Source organism: Exiguobacterium sp. UBA3491 (assembly GCF_002377745.1).
In the GTDB taxonomy this organism is placed as follows: Bacteria; Bacillota; Bacilli; order Exiguobacteriales; family Exiguobacteriaceae; genus Exiguobacterium_A.
The window spans coordinates 56687-73626 of the sequence record NZ_DFQK01000017.1; the positions used below are offsets into that span (position 1 = coordinate 56687).

At 48.5% G+C, this 16940-nt stretch carries 16 protein-coding genes and 1 riboswitch; of the genes, 7 read left to right on the forward strand and 9 right to left on the reverse strand.

The annotated features are described in order from the left end of the window. Positions 1 to 68 precede the first annotated feature (68 nt). Positions 69 to 1562 carry a malate:quinone oxidoreductase gene (locus B4F99_RS06075; RefSeq protein ID WP_290755991.1) on the forward strand — a complete coding sequence of 498 codons (1494 nt, stop codon included), beginning with the start codon at positions 69 to 71 and terminating at the stop codon, positions 1560 to 1562. Positions 1563 to 1605: 43 nt separating this feature from the next. Here B4F99_RS06075 and B4F99_RS06080 read toward each other — a convergent pair whose 3' ends face one another. Then, a complete protein-coding gene (locus B4F99_RS06080; protein ID WP_290755993.1) occupies positions 1606 to 2148 on the reverse strand; it encodes an ECF transporter S component in 543 nt (180 codons plus the stop codon). Between the two features lie 250 nt (positions 2149 to 2398). On the opposite strand from B4F99_RS06080, the gene B4F99_RS06085 reads away from it, so the two are divergent. Continuing rightward, positions 2399 to 2968, forward strand: a complete 570-nt coding sequence (locus B4F99_RS06085) for a hypothetical protein (protein WP_214856561.1) — start codon at positions 2399 to 2401, stop codon at positions 2966 to 2968. 43 nt (positions 2969 to 3011) lie between these two features. Here B4F99_RS06085 and ahpF read toward each other — a convergent pair whose 3' ends face one another. The 6 genes from ahpF to B4F99_RS06115 form a co-directional block, all read right to left on the reverse strand. Then, positions 3012 to 4541, reverse strand: a complete 1530-nt coding sequence (gene ahpF / locus B4F99_RS06090) for an alkyl hydroperoxide reductase subunit F (protein ID WP_195866070.1) — start codon at positions 4539 to 4541, stop codon at positions 3012 to 3014. Between the two features lie 14 nt (positions 4542 to 4555). Beyond that, positions 4556 to 5119, reverse strand: coding sequence for an alkyl hydroperoxide reductase subunit C (gene ahpC, locus B4F99_RS06095; protein ID WP_290755997.1), 564 nt, complete (start codon positions 5117 to 5119; stop codon positions 4556 to 4558). A 221-nt stretch (positions 5120 to 5340) separates the two neighbouring features. Continuing rightward, the gene (gnd, locus tag B4F99_RS06100) at positions 5341 to 6741 is read right to left on the reverse strand and encodes a decarboxylating NADP(+)-dependent phosphogluconate dehydrogenase (RefSeq protein WP_290755999.1); all 1401 of its coding nucleotides are present in this window, start codon (positions 6739 to 6741) and stop codon (positions 5341 to 5343) included. A gap of 20 nt (positions 6742 to 6761) precedes the next feature. Beyond that, positions 6762 to 8108 (reverse strand): GntP family permease, encoded by a 1347-nt coding sequence (locus tag B4F99_RS06105; protein WP_035411791.1) that lies wholly within the window; start codon positions 8106 to 8108, stop codon positions 6762 to 6764. Between the two features lie 24 nt (positions 8109 to 8132). Further along, positions 8133 to 9674: a gluconokinase gene (gntK, locus tag B4F99_RS06110; protein WP_290756001.1), complete on the reverse strand. Its 1542-nt coding sequence runs from the start codon at positions 9672 to 9674 to the stop codon at positions 8133 to 8135. Beyond that, positions 9667 to 10383 (reverse strand): GntR family transcriptional regulator, encoded by a 717-nt coding sequence (locus tag B4F99_RS06115; RefSeq protein ID WP_290756003.1) that lies wholly within the window; start codon positions 10381 to 10383, stop codon positions 9667 to 9669. The genes gntK and B4F99_RS06115 overlap by 8 nt, the downstream gene beginning before the upstream one ends. A gap of 182 nt (positions 10384 to 10565) precedes the next feature. Between B4F99_RS06115 and B4F99_RS06120 the strand changes: the two genes are divergently transcribed. The 3 genes from B4F99_RS06120 (at position 10566) to mmuM (ending at position 14012) form a co-directional block, all read left to right on the forward strand. Continuing rightward, positions 10566 to 11483: a ketopantoate reductase family protein gene (locus tag B4F99_RS06120; protein ID WP_290756005.1), complete on the forward strand. Its 918-nt coding sequence runs from the start codon at positions 10566 to 10568 to the stop codon at positions 11481 to 11483. 36 nt (positions 11484 to 11519) lie between these two features. Continuing rightward, a riboswitch (SAM riboswitch) is annotated at positions 11520 to 11621 on the forward strand. A gap of 77 nt (positions 11622 to 11698) precedes the next feature. Beyond that, positions 11699 to 13102, forward strand: coding sequence for an amino acid permease (locus B4F99_RS06125; protein ID WP_290756007.1), 1404 nt, complete (start codon positions 11699 to 11701; stop codon positions 13100 to 13102). Continuing rightward, complete coding sequence (gene mmuM / locus B4F99_RS06130) at positions 13077 to 14012, forward strand: homocysteine S-methyltransferase (RefSeq protein WP_290756009.1); 936 nt, start codon at positions 13077 to 13079, stop codon at positions 14010 to 14012. The genes B4F99_RS06125 and mmuM overlap by 26 nt, the downstream gene beginning before the upstream one ends. A 70-nt stretch (positions 14013 to 14082) precedes the next feature. On the opposite strand, the gene B4F99_RS06135 is transcribed toward mmuM, so the two are convergent. Continuing rightward, positions 14083 to 14505 carry a MarR family winged helix-turn-helix transcriptional regulator gene (locus B4F99_RS06135; RefSeq protein WP_290756011.1) on the reverse strand — a complete coding sequence of 141 codons (423 nt, stop codon included), beginning with the start codon at positions 14503 to 14505 and terminating at the stop codon, positions 14083 to 14085. A 182-nt stretch (positions 14506 to 14687) separates the two neighbouring features. On the opposite strand from B4F99_RS06135, the gene B4F99_RS06140 reads away from it, so the two are divergent. Together B4F99_RS06140 and B4F99_RS06145 are read left to right on the forward strand one after the other, a co-directional pair. Beyond that, on the forward strand, positions 14688 to 15143 hold the full coding sequence (locus B4F99_RS06140; RefSeq protein WP_035395501.1) for a CBS domain-containing protein: 456 nt from the start codon (positions 14688 to 14690) through the stop codon (positions 15141 to 15143). Positions 15144 to 15169: 26 nt separating this feature from the next. Beyond that, a complete protein-coding gene (locus B4F99_RS06145) occupies positions 15170 to 16408 on the forward strand; it encodes an MFS transporter (protein ID WP_290756013.1) in 1239 nt (412 codons plus the stop codon). A 52-nt stretch (positions 16409 to 16460) separates the two neighbouring features. Here the strand turns inward: B4F99_RS06145 and B4F99_RS06150 are convergent, their stop codons facing one another. Beyond that, positions 16461 to 16886: a DUF1801 domain-containing protein gene (locus B4F99_RS06150; protein WP_290756015.1), complete on the reverse strand. Its 426-nt coding sequence runs from the start codon at positions 16884 to 16886 to the stop codon at positions 16461 to 16463. Positions 16887 to 16940 lie beyond the last annotated feature (54 nt).

The following is a 16940-nucleotide window of genomic DNA, read 5'->3' on the forward strand; positions in this document are numbered from 1 at the left end:
TGTCGTCATGAGGGGGAAGTTTTTCATGACAGGTAGTCCATAATATCAACGGGGATAGGAAGGATATCATGAGCAGTATGCCTAAAAAAACAGACGTTATTTTAATTGGTGCCGGAGTCATGAGCGCGACGTTAGGGGTCTTATTAAAAGAACTCGCGCCTGAGATCAACATCAAGGTATTCGAGAAACTCGCGAGTGCCGGGGAAGAGAGCTCGAACGAGTGGAACAATGCTGGAACAGGTCACGCCGCATTATGCGAACTGAACTATACGACGGAAAATGCCGATGGTTCAATCGATATCAGTAAAGCGGTCAAAGTAAACGAACAGTTCCAACTGTCACGTCAATTCTGGTCGCATCTCGTCAAGGAAGGTGTCTTGCCGAATCCGAAAGAATTCATCATGCCGATTCCACATATGAGCATGGTCGAAGGAACGGAAAACGTCGAATTCCTGAAAAAACGATTGGAAGCGTTATCAGCGAATCCGTTGTTCGCAGGGATGGAATATTCAGAGGATCCAGCGAAATTAGCCGAGTGGATTCCACTCATCATGAACGGTCGGACGTCACCAGAGCCGATCGCCGCGACAAAAATCGATTCAGGAACGGACGTCAACTTCGGTGCGTTGACACGAATCCTGTTTGAATATCTCGCACAGCACGATGTAGAGATCAACTATCAGCACGGCGTCGAGGATTTGAAGCGTGTTGACGGGGGTTGGGAAGTCAAAGTGAAGAATGAGCGCGATCACCGGATCGAGCATCATACGGCGCAGTTCGTCTTCATCGGAGGTGGCGGCGGTAGTCTACCGTTGCTCCAAAAAACAGGCATCGAGGAATCGAAGCAAATCGGTGGTTTCCCGGTCAGTGGTTTATTCCTCGTTTGTAAAAATCCTGAGATCATCGAACAGCACCATGCGAAAGTCTACGGAAAAGCGAAAGTCGGAGCACCGCCGATGTCAGTACCACACTTGGATACACGATACATCGATGGGAAGAAATCACTTCTCTTCGGACCGTTTGCTGGCTTCTCACCGAAGTTCCTTAAGACAGGATCAAATCTTGATTTGATCGCGTCCGTTAAACCGAACAACGTCTTGACGATGCTTGTTGCGGGAGCGAAAGAGATGGGATTGACGAAGTATCTGATTGAACAAGTCCTCTTGTCGACGGAGCAACGGATGAATGAATTACGGGAGTTCATCCCGAATGCGAAGACGGAAGACTGGGATGTCGTCGTCGCTGGTCAACGTGTCCAAGTCATCAAGGATACACCGCAAGGAAAAGGGACACTCCAGTTCGGAACAGAGGTTGTCAGCGCAGCCGACGGATCTGTTGCTGCTTTACTCGGGGCGTCTCCAGGTGCCTCAACAGCGGTTCCGGTCATGCTAGAAGTACTCGGCAAATGTTTCCCGTCCGAGTTACCGGCGTGGGAAGCAAAAATCAAGGAGATGATTCCGTCATACGGGATTTCACTCGTTGAACATCCAGAACTGTTCGAACAGATTCATGCTGAAACAGCAAAAACGCTTGAACTCGAACAAGGTCAACCGATTCGCTAAACGAAAAACCGTCCGACTCTACGAGAGCCGGACGGTTTTTCGTTTAGCGGAAGCTACGGAAGAAACGTGTTTTCTTTAGAGCAATCCCGACTGGAATCGCAACGAGGATTCCGACGACATTTTGTGTGATGTTTCCTGGAATTGAAGCGGCTGGTGCGACCCAGTTGCTGTAAAGGATACCTTCACAAACATAGTAAACAGCAAGCATGACAGGAGCAGAAACAATCATTGCGAAAATATTTAAGGCTGGATTGTCTCCTTTGTATCGCGAAGACCAGGCGATACGCCCGACAATATATCCTTGGAGTCCTCGAGCTACGATTGTAAATGGAGCCCAGAGTGTCCATCCACTGATAAGATCAAATAATCCCATACCGATTGCTCCGGCAATCAATGCTGTTCGTGGACCGAATAAAATCGCGATAAGAAAGAGCATCGCTGTTCCCATATGAACGAGACCACCGCTTGAAGCGATTGGCAGTTTGATATTGATGAATAGTGTCGCAACAAGGACAAGTGCGATCGACATCGCAGTGATAACGAGCTGACGGGTACGAGTGCTAGAATACGGTGCTGCTTTTTGCATGTGGCTAACCTTCTTTATGATAGATTTTAAGATATCTTCAATCTATCAGATGACTGGACTAGTCAAAAGTGTCAACTTTGAATTATTTATAGGGGTCAGATTTGAATACAAATCCTCATCTGTTTTTAATTCCAGAAGAATACGATCTATTGATACAGTTCAGAATGAAAAAATCTATAAAACAGTCGCTCTTTTCGAATCTATTCGTCATTTTTTTCATACAATGAATAGAGAAGGGAAGGGGAAGTCAATGAAATATCAGATCGCAACAGCCATTGTCATACTTGCTTCATTGTTACCAGTCAAAACGGAGGCAAAGGATCAGACGACACAACATCAGCGTTATTACGTAGCATACGAGAAAATCGTACAGAAAATAAATCGGACGAATGAAAATGCGGACATTACGTTGCTTGCAGCAGATCAATTCGCAGACGAGGACTGGGTTTCACCGAAACGTTTTCAGGAACGGGTAGTCAAACGGTTAAAGCCGTTACGTGTTCAAACGAGTCTAGAGTGGGATAGTGAACGAACGCTTGAACGTACAGAACGTGGAAACGAAGTCCGGATCATCGGAAATTTCGAGACAGAACTCTTGGAACAGAGTAAACGACAACGATTATCCGATGTCTTTTCGATGACATCTCTTGCCGTCGATGATGGAAAGTGGACGCAAACCGGATTCTCTGGTACTCCAATCGATGCTTTGCAAACGATGGTCGTAACGGTCAGCGGTACATACGCGAAGCAAGGCATTTTAACAAGACATCACATCACGAAAGAATATCATTGTTCATGGTACGGTGAAATCTACTATTGAAATAGAAAAAGAGCGAAACTCGTCTGAGTTCCGCTCTTTTCGTTTAATTCCGGATCAAGTGATCGAAAGCACCGAGTGCAGCTGTTGCACCAGATCCCATCGAGATGATGATCTGTTTATACGCGCTATCCGTGCAGTCGCCTGCAGCGAAAACGCCTGGTACGTTCGTTGCGCCGTGGCGATCGACTTGGACTTCACCGAACTTGTTACGGCTCACCGTTTCACCGAGCCAGTCCGTGTTCGGTACGAGACCGATTTGGACGAAGACACCTTCGAGCTCAACGTGACGTTCGACGTTCGTTTCGCGCTCGATATACGTGATCCCGTTTACTTTATCCGTTCCTGTGATTTCCTTCGTCTGTGCGTTGACGACGACCGTGACGTTCGGAAGAGAAGCGAGGCGTTCTTGAAGAACAGCATCCGCTTTTAGTTCCGGTGCGAATTCAAGGACCGTGACATGCTTGACGATTCCCGCGAGATCGATGGCTGCTTCGATCCCTGAGTTTCCGCCACCGATGACCGCGACACGTTTTCCTTCGAACAATGGACCGTCACAGTGTGGGCAGTAGGCGACGCCTTTGTTCTTGAATTCGAGTTCGCCTGGGACACCGACGTTACGCCAGCGTGCACCTGTCGAAAGGATTAAACTTTTCGTCTTCAAGACAGCACCATTCTCAAGCTCGAGCTCAAGGAGGTCCTTCTTCTCAAGGCGAGTTGCCCGCTGCAGGTTCATGACATCAATGCCATATTCCTTGACGTGCTCCTCAAGACTTGCGACGAGTTTTGGTCCTTCCGTGTACTTCATGCTGATGAAGTTCTCGATGCTCATCGTATCCATGACTTGTCCACCGAAGCGTTCTGCGACGATTCCTGTCCGGATGCCTTTACGGGCTGCATAGATGGCAGCACTCGATCCAGCTGGACCACCACCGACGACGAGAACATCGTATGGATCTTTATCAGCGAAATCAGAAGCATCGGCACCTGTGCCAAGCTTCGCCAAGATTTCTTCGAGTGACATCCGTCCGTTACCAAACGCTTCGCCGTTGACGAAGACCGTTGGAACAGCCATGATCTCTTTTTGTTCGACTTCTGCTTTAAATGCCGCGCCATCAATCATCGTGTGACTGATGTTCGGGTTGAGGACACTCATGACGTTCAACGCTTGCACGACATCTGGGCAGTTGTGGCAGCTCAAGCTGATGTACGACTCGAAGTGGTACGTTTCTTGAATGCCTTGAATCTGCTTGATGACGTCCGCGTCGACCTTCGGTGCTCGACCGCTGACTTGGAGCAGTGCGAGGACGAGGGACGTGAACTCATGACCGAGTGGAATTCCCGCGAACGTGATGCCGCTTGTCTCACCGACACGGTTGACTGTGAAACTTGGTGTCCGGGGAAGGCTTGCCTGCTCGACGGAGATACGTGGTGTCATGCTTGCGATTTCTTCGACGAGTGCGCTCATCTCAAGCGAGACGGCGTCTGTCCCAGCACTAACGGCTAGGACGAGATCGCCTTCGAGAAGCTCGAGGTATTGCGCGAGTTGTGCTTTAATGTCTGGTGCTAAAGCCATCGCGAATCCGCTCCTTAAATTTTTCCGACGAGGTCAAGGCTTGGTGTGAGTGTTGCAGAGCCTTCTTCCCATTTCGCTGGGCAGACTTCGCCTGGATTATTACGTACATATTGTGCTGCTTTGATTTTGTTGACGAGCGTGCTCGCATCACGACCGATGCCGCCTGCGTTGATCTCAACTGTTTGGATGACGCCGTCTGGGTCGATGATGAACGTACCGCGGTCAGCAAGACCATCTTGTTCGTTCAAGACTTCGAAGTTACGTGAGATGACGTGTGATGGGTCGCCGATCATGACGTACTCGATTTTACCGATTGTTTCTGACGTTTCGTGCCATGCTTTATGTGTGAAATGCGTATCTGTTGAAACAGAGTAAACTTCAACGTCAAGCGCTTTGAGTGTTGCGTATTGGTTTTGGAGATCTTCGAGTTCTGTCGGGCAAACGAATGTAAAGTCTGCAGGGTAGAAACATACGACACTCCATTTACCGCGAAGGTCGGCATCCGTTAGGTCAACGAATTCTCCGTTGTGGAATGCTGATGCACTGAATGGTTTTACTTCACTTCCGATTAAAGACATGATAAAAATCCTCCTCAAGGGTTCTATTTTTAGAATCTGTTCTAGTGCATACAGATAATCTGTATTTATCACACTAGAATAATTCTAATCTAATACTAATTTCATATAGACCAACACTTTTGTCAAGGTATAATCGGCAATTTCTTATTTCAGGAAAAATTGTGTGAACAAAAAATGAAATCCCGACTCCTAAATGAAACAGGAGTCAGGAGCTGTATTCTTTATTGCCAGTCCGTGTGGAAGATCCCTTCGCGGTCTGTTCGAGCATACGTATGCGCACCGAAATAATCGCGTTGGGCTTGCAACATGTTGGCATTCGAGTTTGCTGTCCGGTAGCTATCATAATACGTCAACGACGTCGATAGACATGGGAGCGCAAAACCAGATAGCGCACCCTCGGCAACGACGTGGCGTAACGATTCTTGATACGCCTGTACTTTCTCAGCGAAGAATGGGGCGAGCATTAAGTTCGAGAGGTTCGCGTCGTTTTTGAACGCTTCACTGATGACATTCAAGAAGTCGGCCCGGATGATACATCCACCACGGAAGATCAAGGCAATCTCTTCGAGGCGCAGATTCCAGGCGTACAATTCAGACGATGTCCGGTACTGGGTAAAGCCTTGCGCGTATGCGGCGACTTTCCCCATATAAAGCGCTTGACGAATCCGTTCGATCCACGCGTCCCGCTCAAGCGATGACAAGTCTTCAGGTCCCTTCAGAACAGCAGACGCTGCGACGCGTTCTTCTTTAACAGCTGAAAGGTAACGTGCGAACAAGGCTTCCGTGATGATCGAAGAGGCGATTCCATTATCAATTGCTTGTAAGCTTGTCCATTTTCCGGTTCCTTTTTGACCAGCTTGATCGAGAATGACATCGATCAACGGTTTCCCTGTCTCGTCATCCGTTTTCCGGAGGATATCCGCCGTGATTTCGATCAGGTAACTTTTCAGTTCGCCTGCGTTCCACTCGGCGAAGATGTCCGCGACTTCCGTCACGTCTAGTCCGAGACGGAAACGAAGGAAGCTGTAAGATTCAGCGATCAATTGCATGTCAGCGTACTCGATCCCGTTATGGACCATCTTGACGAAGTGACCAGCGCCCTTCGGACCGATATAGACACAACATGGATCGCCTTCAACGTGAGCGGCGATCTTCGTCAAGATCGGTGCGACATGTTCGTAGGCTTCTTTCGATCCACCCGGCATGATCGCAGGACCGGTCCGTGCACCGACTTCACCACCCGATACACCGACGCCGATGTATTCGATGCCGTGTCGTTGGAGTTCGTCGAAGCGACGTTCCGTATCAAGAAAGTGGGAATTCCCACCATCCATGATGATGTCGCCTGTTTCGAGATGTGGAAGTAACGATTCGATGACTGAATCAATCGCGCTGCCGGCCGTGACCATCATGAAGATTTTACGCGGACGGGCGAGTGACTGTACGAATGCTTCGATATCGTAGTACGGATGAAGTGGTAATCCCTCATCGTGTGCGACGAGATCGTCCGTTAAATCACGTGTGTAGTTATAGATGGCGACTTCTTCTTGATGACTCGCCATATTCATTGCTAAGTTGCGTCCCATGACGCCAAGCCCGATGACTCCGATAGAATGTTGCATAAGTAGAACGACTCCTTTTCTTAGACGACGAGGCTGAGGAGAAGAACGAACCCAAGTCCACAAACGGAAATGATCGTCTCAAGCACAGTCCATGTCGCAAACGTTTCTTTTAATGATAAACCGAAATATTCTTTAAACATCCAGAAGCCCGCATCATTGACGTGTGAAGCGATTAGACTACCCGCACCAGTCGCAAGGACGACGAGCGCTAAGTTGACGTCAGATTGCTCCAGTAACGGAATGACGAGACCTGCTGTCGAAAGGGCAGCGACTGTCGCAGAACCAAGTGAGATCCGGAGAATCGCAGCGATCAACCAAGCGAGCAGAATCGGAGATAACGCCGATCCTTCAAATAATTGTGCGACGAATGTACCGACGCCGCCGTCAATCAAGACTTGTTTGAAGGCACCGCCACCACCGATGATCAATAGCATCATCCCGATTTGGGCGATGGCCGTCGTACAAGATTCCATGACCGTTTGCATCGGAATCTTACGGGCGATCCCCATCGTGTAGACCGCGACGAGTAACGAAATCAACATCGCCGTCGAGGCGTTCCCGATGAACTCGATCGCCGAGATGACGCTACTCTCACCCAAGCCGAGTGTTTCTTGTAAAAGCGTGAAGATCGTTGCGACCGACATCAAGAGGACCGGTAGCATCGCAGTGAAGACACTAATACCGAAACCTGGCGTCTCGTCTAAATCAAATTCTTTTTGTTCCCCGAGTGACGCGATGTTTCCTGTGCGTGTAAACGATTCAGGTACGAGTCGTTTCGCGATTTTCGTAAAAACAGGACCAGCAATGATGACTGTCGGAACAGCAACGATGAAACCATACAATAAGACTTCCCCGATATTGGCTTTATACTCCCCTGCGATGACGGTCGGACCTGGGTGAGGTGGTAAGAAGCCGTGCGTGACAGACAGTGCTGCGACCATTGGGATCCCAAGATATAAGATCGAGACGCGGAGCTGGCGTGAAATCGCAAAGACGATTGGAATCAACAGAACGAGTCCGACTTCGAAGAAGAGTGCGATTCCGATGATGAACGAAGCAACGACGACCGCCCATTGGATGTTCTTTTCCCCAAATCGTGCGACAAGCGTCATGGCGATTCGCTGCGCCCCCCCGGCGTCAGCGATTAGCTTTCCAAGCATCGCACCAAGACCAAAGATCAGAGCTAGGTGACCGAGTGTTCCTCCGATACCGGCTTCGATCGTCTTGACGATTTGATCGAGCGGCATGCCGAGTAGTAGTGCAACGCCAAAGGAAACGATGATGAGTGAGACGAACGTATTTAATTTTAACCCCATGATGAGAACGAGCAATGCGACGATCCCAATTCCTACGATGACTAAAGGCATGATGACTTCCCCCAAAAGATTAAGTTAGTTTTCCTCTTGAATCAAGCTCCGTTGATACATAGCAATTCGTTTGTGGTCTTCGGATAATGTCCGCGCTAGACTAATGAAAATTGGTAAAAGCTGACGATATTCATGCATCGCTTCTTCATTTGGTACATGGCGATGTGTTTCCCCAATCATCTCAGAGACGACTTCGAACGAATCGATTTCCCCTGTCGCATACAGTCCGAGAATACAAGCGCCAAGACATGAACTTTCGAAACTTTCCGGAATGACGACTTCCGACTCAAAGATGTCCGCCATCATTTGGCGCCAGACTTCAGACCGGGCAAATCCACCGGTTGCCTGAATCCGCGTCACAGGACCATCCATGCATTCGACGAGTGCGAGGAAGACGGTATACAGATTGTAGATGACGCCTTCTAGTGCCGCCCGGATCATATGCTCTTTTTTGTGTGAGAGCGTCAAACCGAAGAATGAACCGCTGACGTCCGGATTCCATAGCGGTGCTCGTTCACCGGACAAGTAAGGATGGAACAACAGACCGTCGGACCCCGGGCGGACGCGTTCGGCAATCTTCGTCAGGACAGCATACGGATCGATGCCGAGGCGTTTTGCTGTCTCGACTTCTGCTGAAGCGAGTTCGTCTCGAATCCACCGTAAGACCATTCCACCGTTATTGACGGGGCCGCCGATGACCCAGTGGTCCTCGGTCAGTGCGTAACAGAACGTTCGTCCTTTTTCATCCGTCTGTGGACGATCAATGATCGTTCGGATGGCACCGCTCGTTCCGATCGTGATCGCGATTTCCCCTTTGCGAATCGCGTTGACACCTAAATTGGAGAGGACACCGTCACTGGCACCGACTAAGAACGGCGTATCGACGGATAGTCCCATTTGTCGTGCGTAATCAGTATTGAGTCCGGTACATGACGTCGTTGTCGGTACGGGTTCCGATAAATAGCTTGCATCGATACCCGCGACATGCAGTGCGCCCGTATCCCAACCTAATTCATGAATATTAAAGAGACCAGTTGCTGAAGCGAGAGAGTGGTCGATGACATATGTTCCGAACAGTCTTTGGAACACGAACTCCTTGATCCCGACATACTTTTTCGTTTGAGCGTGGAGCTCCGGACGATCTTCGACGAGCCAACTGATTTTGCTAAGCGGTGACATCGGATGAATCGGTGTCCCGGTCCGGTGATAGATCGAGAGACCATATTGTTCCTTAATCTTGTTCGACCATGCTTCACTCCGACTGTCCGCCCATGTGATGCAGGCAGTCAACGGTTGATGTTGTGCGTCCATCGCAATCAAACTGTGCATGGCACTACTGAACGCGACGAACTTCGGTGGCATGCTCGGATGACGTTTTGTGATCAATCGGATGGATTCGAGTACGGCATCAAAAATTTCTTCCGGATCCTGTTCCGCCGTCGAACGGTTCGGTGTGTGGAGTGGGTAACCGACGTTCGTTTGTCCGATGACCTCTCCTTTTGTCGTAAATAAGACTGCTTTCGTACTCGTCGTTCCGATATCGACGCCTAACATGTATTCAGTCATGTGAATCGACTCCTTTCGACATCATTTGTTGCGTTTTCCAGAGATCTTCGACTTCCTGAACATCATCAAAGTTCTGATGTAAGGAAGCAACCATCCGTTCACGATCTCCTGTCTCGATCGCTTCGATATACAAGGCATGGTTCGCGAGGATGCGTTCAAAGTCTTCGATGTCTTCCTCGAATCGTACCCGCATTGATAGGAGGATGAAACTTTCCATGACTGGTTTGAGATTTTGCCAAATCATGCTGACATACCCATGATCGATCGAGCGGATGATCGTTTCATGAAACAGTACGTCTTGGAAAGAGAATTCATCAGCATCCTTATATTTGATGGCAACCTTCATCATTTCGAGAATTTTGCTGAGTTCACGGACGAGTTCTGCCCGTTCGACCTTAACAAGTCGCTCGAAGACGAACGTTTCGATGAGTAACCGGACATCATAGATTTCTTGAATGTCGCGCTCGGATAAACCGACGACGACCGCCCCCATTCGTTCGAGACGAATCAACTGTTCGGCTGCAAGGACCTTTAACGCGTCACGGACAGGTGAGCGACTGACTGAAAAATCAAAGGCTATTTTGTTTTCGGATAAAATGGTACCGCTTTCAATTTTTCCTGAAATGATCCGCATTCGTAGTTCGTGCGCGACACGATCTCCGGCAGAAGCTTTTGACAACCACTTCAAGGGGTATAACAGTTCTGACATAAAATCACCTGATTTCTACATTGAGTATACTTGTATACAAGTTAGTATATACGTTTTTTTCTAAAATGCAAACGCTTCACTTAAATCTTAACGATTCAACTGGCAATCAGGAAATCGATTCCAAATATGTTAGGGTGAAGGAGTAATCAATAATCAGAACGGGTAAGGAGGAGATAGTACATATGAACATTTTAGTTGTAGGTGCAGGAGCAGTCGGAGGTTATTTCGGGGGCCGTCTTGCTGAGCAAGGTGAACAGGTGACCTTTCTCGTCCGTCCGAAGCGATATGAACAATTACAAAAAACAGGTCTACAGATCACTAGTCCTCATGGCGATATCACGATCACGCCTCAGTTAGTGACACGAGACATGCGACCGGATCACGTATTTGATGTCGTTTTGCTTTCGACGAAAGCCTATCACTTAGATGATGTCTTAAAGGATCTTACGCCATTCGTTTCGAACGAGACGTATATCATTCCTTTATTGAATGGCATGCAACATATTCGGCGGTTAACAGAAGTCTTCGGAGAAGAGCGTGTACTGGGCGGTCTTTGCTTCATTGAATCGACGCTTGATGCAGAAGGACGCATTTTACAGACGAGTCCGTCACATCGACTGTTGTTTGGCTCACGAACCGGCAAACCAACAGCTCGTTTGCAGGAGATCGCAACACGTTTTGCGAAAGCGAAGGCACCGATGGCGTACTCGATGCATATCATGGATGACATGTGGCAAAAGTATCTTTTTATTTCGACATTTGCGGGTGTGACGACGCTATTTCGTTCAGCGATCGGTTCGATTCGGGAAGAAGCTGTCGGGCGTCAGATGATTGTAGACGTCATGAACGAAGCGAAACAGGCGATGGAAGAACAGGGCGCGGTCTTCAATGACGATACAGAAACGGTGCTATTGAAGCAGATGCATGCGATGGAAGATACGATGAAATCGTCGATGTTGCGCGATATGGAAAAAGGTCAGCCAGTCGAAGTGGAACATTTCTTTAGTACGTTGCTCGAAACACGCTCTTCACGTCATCTTCAACTGATTGAATCTAATTTATGGATCTATCAAAAAAATCGGGAAATGCCTGTTGACTGAATTATCTGCATTCTGATATGGTTAGGAACAATTACATACTTATCCAGAGAGGTGGAGGGACTGGCCCTATGAAACCTCAGCAACAGGTCGAAAGATACTGTGCTAATTCCTGCGGGTGCTGCACCCGATCGATAAGATTTCCGAATTGTCGACCGACGCATCCGTGAGGATGCGTTTTTTGTTTGAAATAGGTGGAACGAGGAGGAAATGGATTCATGAAAACGAGCGGAGCGTTTCGACGCAAGATGGAATCACGTCATCTGATCATGCTGTCGTTAGGTGGCGTCATTGGAACAGGATTATTTTTAAGTACAGGTTATACGTTGGAACAAGCGGGACGTGTCGGAACGATTTTGTCGTATTTAATCGGAGCCGTCGTCGTCTACTTAGTCATGTTAAGTCTTGGCGAACTCGCTGTACACATGCCGGAAACCGGATCATTCCATAAGTACGCAACAAAGTATATCGGACCCGGTACCGGTTATACGGTGGCCTGGCTCTACTGGCTGACGTGGACGGTCGCCCTTGGTTCAGAATTCACGGCAGCAGGCATTTTAATGCAACGTTGGTTCCCGTCGATTCCAGTCTGGGTGTTCAGTGCATTATTCGCTGCGATGATCCTTGGTATCAACGTCTTGAAGGTCCGCGTATTTGCTGAAGTCGAGTTTTGGTTCTCCGCCATTAAGGTCGTAACGATCATTGCTTTCATTTTACTTGGTGCAGGAGCCATCGTTGGCTTCATCCCATTACAAGATGGTAGCCCGGCACCATTCTTTTCTTCCTTAACGGAAGGAGGATTGTTTCCAAATGGGGCATTTGCGATCTTCATGACGATGCTTGCCGTGAACTTTGCTTACTCAGGAACGGAATTGATCGGCGTCGCAGCGGGTGAAGCGGTCGATCCGAAGCGGACGATTCCGCTTGCGATCCGAACAACGATTTTGCGACTCGTCCTCTTTTTCGTCGGTACGATCATCGTATTAGCCGTCTTATTGCCAACGGAAGGGAAGGGCGTGCTCGAAAGTCCATTCGTTGCGGTGTTTGAACGAATCGGGATTCCGTATGCGGCAGACGTGATGAACTTCGTCATTCTGACAGCGATCTTATCGGCAGCGAACTCTGGGCTTTACGCTGCCTCCCGGATGCTTTGGTCGCTTGCGAACGAACGCATGATTCCGCGCTTCTTCGCCCAGGTGACACCAAGTGGGGTTCCACTTCGAGCTGTATTGTTCAGCATGCTTGGCGGAGGACTTGCTTTGCTTTCTAGCATCTATGCAGCAGGAAGTGTCTATATCGCGCTCGTCTCGATTTCCGGTCTTGCTGTCGTCGTCGTCTGGATGAGTATCAGCGTTGCGCAGTATCGCTTCCGGAAACAATTCCTCCGCGAAGGGCATGTGGTCGACGAATTGGTCTATCGTACACCACTCTTTCCATTGGTACCGATCGCCGCTTTCGTCGTCTGTTTGATTTCCCTGATTGGTATCGGATTTGATCCGACGCAACGAGTCGCCTTGTATTGCGGTATCCCATTCATCGTGATCTGTTATGTCGTTCATGCGTTCACGAATTCTTCTCAGAAACGGAGTGTTGAAGATGTCCCGAATCAAAAATCCAGTTGACCAACGATTACAGGAAGTTCCTTTTCTTATTTTAGATGGTGCCCTTGCGACCGAACTCGAACAAAAGGGATTCGACCTGAACGATCCACTTTGGTCGGCACGCCTCTTAATTGAAGCACCGGAACAGATTGAGCGTGTCCATCACGATTACTTTGAAGTGGGCGCCGATGTTGCGATCACCTCAAGCTATCAAGCAAGTATCGAAGGATTCAAGCAACGTCACATCACGACCGAGGAAGCACAAGCGTTAATTCGACAAACGGTTACCTTAGCGCAAGATGCACGGACGCGTAGCGGAAAGAGTGCCGCATTGATCGCGGGATCAGTTGGTCCTTATGGTGCCTACTTAGCAGATGGTTCTGAGTATCGCGGTCATTATGGTGTGTCAGCAGATGTGCTAGAAGCCTTCCACAGACCACGCATCGAAGCATTGATTGAAGCGGGGGCTGATCTGCTGGCATTCGAGACAATTCCGTCGCTTGAGGAAGCTGTCGTGTTGTTCGGGATTCTCGAAGCGTTCCCGGAAGTATCTGCTTGGCTGACGTTCTCGCTTCAAGATGCGACGCACATTAGTGAAGGAACGGCACTTGCGACGTGTATTGAAACGGTCGGACAACATCCACAGCTCGCAGCAATCGGTGCAAATTGTTTTCCAGCATCTTACGCGACCGATTTCATCCGTCACGTCAAGGCGTTGACGGATGTGCCAATCATCGTCTATCCGAACTCTGGTGAGGTCTATGATCCGGTCGCAAAAACATGGTCAGGTACGAATAATCAGTGTACGTCGTTCCAAGCCATCGCAAAGACATGGTATGAAGCTGGAGCACGATTGATTGGCGGTTGTTGTAGAACTTCACCGGAACATATCGCGCAAATTCGTTCGGTTTGCCAGGTTTCTCATACGTGATGAATGATGACGAAAAAACGGACACGAAATCAATCGATTTCGCGTCCGTTTTTTTTATGGTGTAATTCCATTACCGTTCGCGCAAGGCGCGATTGAATTGTTGCAATAGGCGTCCGAAATCTTCTGCATCATCCGCTGGCCAGTCTGTCAGTAGACGTTCGATGCTTGCGAGACGTGCGGTTCGGTAGATGGTGAGTTCTTGTTGTCCTTTATCTGTAATATGATAGAAAAAGGCTCGCCCATCTGTCGGATCTTTTACTTTTTCAACGAGTTGCTTCTGATCGAGTGCCGCTGCTTGGCGACTGACGGTCGAGACATCGAGCTGAAGTTCACGGGCAAGTGTTTTAACACCGACGTTGCCGGAATCCGCTAATTGTCGCAGTAAGAGATAAGAAGCACGGTCCAAATTACGATTGTCTGACGTCGCCGTCGTTAAGCGCCGGATCAGGATCGCTAACTCGAGTTCAATGGTTTCGAGTGATTGTTGAGACATCGGGTATCTCCCCTTTCAAAAAAGTCTCTCTGTCCCTCATGATTACCCAATGTGGATAAGCTGTCAATGCGAAAAGCAGGAGGCTTGACAGAGTTGTAGTTGTATTATACAATTATTTTTGTTCTTTTAATTGTATCATACAACTTTAGTAGATGAGAAACGAACGACAAAGGAGAATTCAGATGAAAGCTTATGAGTCGATGAAACAAGAGGTCATCACGGTAAACGATACAGATCTGATTCGTACGGTCATCGAACGATTCATTCAATCTGGTATTAGCGGCGTACCTGTCATCAATGCCGAGCAAGAGGTCGTCGGTTATATCAGTGACGGAGATATCATGCGAGCGATCGGAAAACACAAGGACATCATCGTCGATACATTTTTATATGTAGATGTCATCAAAGGAGACGAAGAAGATTATGAAGATCGAATTCGTCATATCTTGAATCGACCTGTCATGGAACTTGCACGCCGGAAAGTCGTAACAGCGGACGCTGACACAGAAATGGAAGAGATTGCAGCGACACTCGGCGCAAAACGGATCAAAAAGCTTCCAATCCTCAAGGCAGGACGTCTTGTTGGGATCATTAGTCGAGGTGACGTCATCCGCCATTCGTTTAAACAGTTCATGTAACACATCCAATAGAAAGAAGGGACACTATGGCACTTGCTGAAAAAACAACGACGCTTGAGCCGGAAACGGTATTAGCGGAAAGCAAACATGGATTATTCCATCAACCGGTTGCTGTTTGGGCAGTCTTTTTCGCCAGTATCACAGCATTCATGGGAATGGGGCTCGTCAATCCCGTCTTACCGACGATTGCTGAGAATTTAGAAGCGTCCAAAAGTGAAGTAACGCTCTTATTTACAAGTTATAACGCCGTCATGGCATTCGCGATGTTAATTACAGGCGCGATCTCATCACGGATTGGTCAAAAAGGAACATTGATGCTCGGGATTGCCGTCATTGCAACTGTTGCTGGTTTTGCTTCACAAGCAGACAGCATTTGGACGCTCGTCGCGTTACGCGGTGGATGGGGACTTGGGAACGCCTTATTCGTCGCAACAGCACTTGCTGCGATTGTTTCGCTGTCATCAGGCGGAACAGCAAAAGCGATTATTTTATATGAAGCAGCCGTTGGTCTTGGGATTTCGATCGGACCGCTATTAGGCGGAACGCTCGGTTCGATCACATGGCGCGCCCCATTCATGGGTGTTGCGACGATCATGATCATCGCGTTTCTTGTCTTACTTTTCTTGATGCCAAAACAAGCAGCATCTGCTGCACCAAAACAAAAGTTATCATTAAAAGCACCGTTCCAAGCGATGAAACATCGTTCATTACTGACACTCGGAATCGTTGCAGCGCTTTATAACGTTGGTTTCTTTACGATCATGGCTTATGCACCATTCGTCATGAAACTACCAGCGAAAGGACTCGGATTCGTCTTCCTCGGTTGGGGGATGTTGCTTGCGATCACATCAGTCTTAACGGCTCCGAAACTGAAACAATGGTTCGGAACGATCAAAGCGATGATCATGATGTTGATCATATTCGCGATCTTGCTTCTGTTGATGGGGATCTTCACGGAAACTCCAGCCGTCGTCATCGTCTGTGTCATCTTGGCGGGAGCTGTGCTTGGGAATAACAACACGCTCATCACGACAGCTGTCATGGATGCAGCACCTGTCGAACGTTCGACAGCATCTGCGGCATACAGTTTCCTACGTTTTCTCGGGGCAGCCATTGCGCCATTCATGGCCGGTAAATTGGCTGAAATCTTCAACGCAAATCTACCGTTTTATGTCGGAAGTGGCTTCGTCCTCTTATCCGTCATCATCATCGGGGTCAATCTCAAACACATTCGCCATATCGATCGGACGGAAGGCGGACATTAATTCGATAACAAGACAGCCGAAGCGCATTCGCTTCGGCTGTTTTTGATTGAAATCAAGAGGGGTACATGGTTTTTAACGTGCGGATCGAGTGCTCGATCATTTCCCGAAGTATGCCTAAGTCGATGTCAGTCAGTCGTTTGACGTAGATGCAGGACTTACCGCGTCGATACGTACCGAGACTGGCAAGCAGTCGTTCTGAGACTGCGTCTTCACCAAGTGCGAGATAAAGGACGAGGTTCGTCTTCCGCGGAGAAAAGCCGACATAAAAGCTATCGCCCTCTCGGCCGGAGGCATAGCGGTAATGGTAGGAACCAAAACCAATCAAGGATGAACCCCAAAGGACGGCTTCATATCCCGTGACATCTTCGAAGAACTGACGTAGTGTGATACCATCTGCTTGACGTTGCGGCGGTTCGACTTGTGCCAGAAAGGCATCAACGGACTGTTCGGTAGGACCTGTCTTTGGCGTATCAGGCATAAGCAGACTCCTTTCGGATGAAGAAGATATGGGTTACTTTCGAGAAGTACTAGT

Coding starts and splice junctions, on each gene's coding strand:
- B4F99_RS06075 (WP_290755991.1), top strand. CDS start 69: ATGAGCAGTATGCCTAAAAAAACAGACGTTATTTTAATTGGTGCCGGA.
- B4F99_RS06080 (WP_290755993.1), bottom strand. CDS start 2,148: ATGCAAAAAGCAGCACCGTATTCTAGCACTCGTACCCGTCAGCTCGTT.
- B4F99_RS06085 (WP_214856561.1), top strand. CDS start 2,399: ATGAAATATCAGATCGCAACAGCCATTGTCATACTTGCTTCATTGTTA.
- ahpF (WP_195866070.1), bottom strand. CDS start 4,541: ATGGCTTTAGCACCAGACATTAAAGCACAACTCGCGCAATACCTCGAG.
- ahpC (WP_290755997.1), bottom strand. CDS start 5,119: ATGTCTTTAATCGGAAGTGAAGTAAAACCATTCAGTGCATCAGCATTC.
- gnd (WP_290755999.1), bottom strand. CDS start 6,741: ATGCAACATTCTATCGGAGTCATCGGGCTTGGCGTCATGGGACGCAAC.
- B4F99_RS06105 (WP_035411791.1), bottom strand. CDS start 8,108: ATGCCTTTAGTCATCGTAGGAATTGGGATCGTCGCATTGCTCGTTCTC.
- gntK (WP_290756001.1), bottom strand. CDS start 9,674: ATGACTGAATACATGTTAGGCGTCGATATCGGAACGACGAGTACGAAA.
- B4F99_RS06115 (WP_290756003.1), bottom strand. CDS start 10,383: ATGTCAGAACTGTTATACCCCTTGAAGTGGTTGTCAAAAGCTTCTGCC.
- B4F99_RS06120 (WP_290756005.1), top strand. CDS start 10,566: ATGAACATTTTAGTTGTAGGTGCAGGAGCAGTCGGAGGTTATTTCGGG.
- B4F99_RS06125 (WP_290756007.1), top strand. CDS start 11,699: ATGAAAACGAGCGGAGCGTTTCGACGCAAGATGGAATCACGTCATCTG.
- mmuM (WP_290756009.1), top strand. CDS start 13,077: ATGTCCCGAATCAAAAATCCAGTTGACCAACGATTACAGGAAGTTCCT.
- B4F99_RS06135 (WP_290756011.1), bottom strand. CDS start 14,505: ATGTCTCAACAATCACTCGAAACCATTGAACTCGAGTTAGCGATCCTG.
- B4F99_RS06140 (WP_035395501.1), top strand. CDS start 14,688: ATGAAAGCTTATGAGTCGATGAAACAAGAGGTCATCACGGTAAACGAT.
- B4F99_RS06145 (WP_290756013.1), top strand. CDS start 15,170: ATGGCACTTGCTGAAAAAACAACGACGCTTGAGCCGGAAACGGTATTA.
- B4F99_RS06150 (WP_290756015.1), bottom strand. CDS start 16,886: ATGCCTGATACGCCAAAGACAGGTCCTACCGAACAGTCCGTTGATGCC.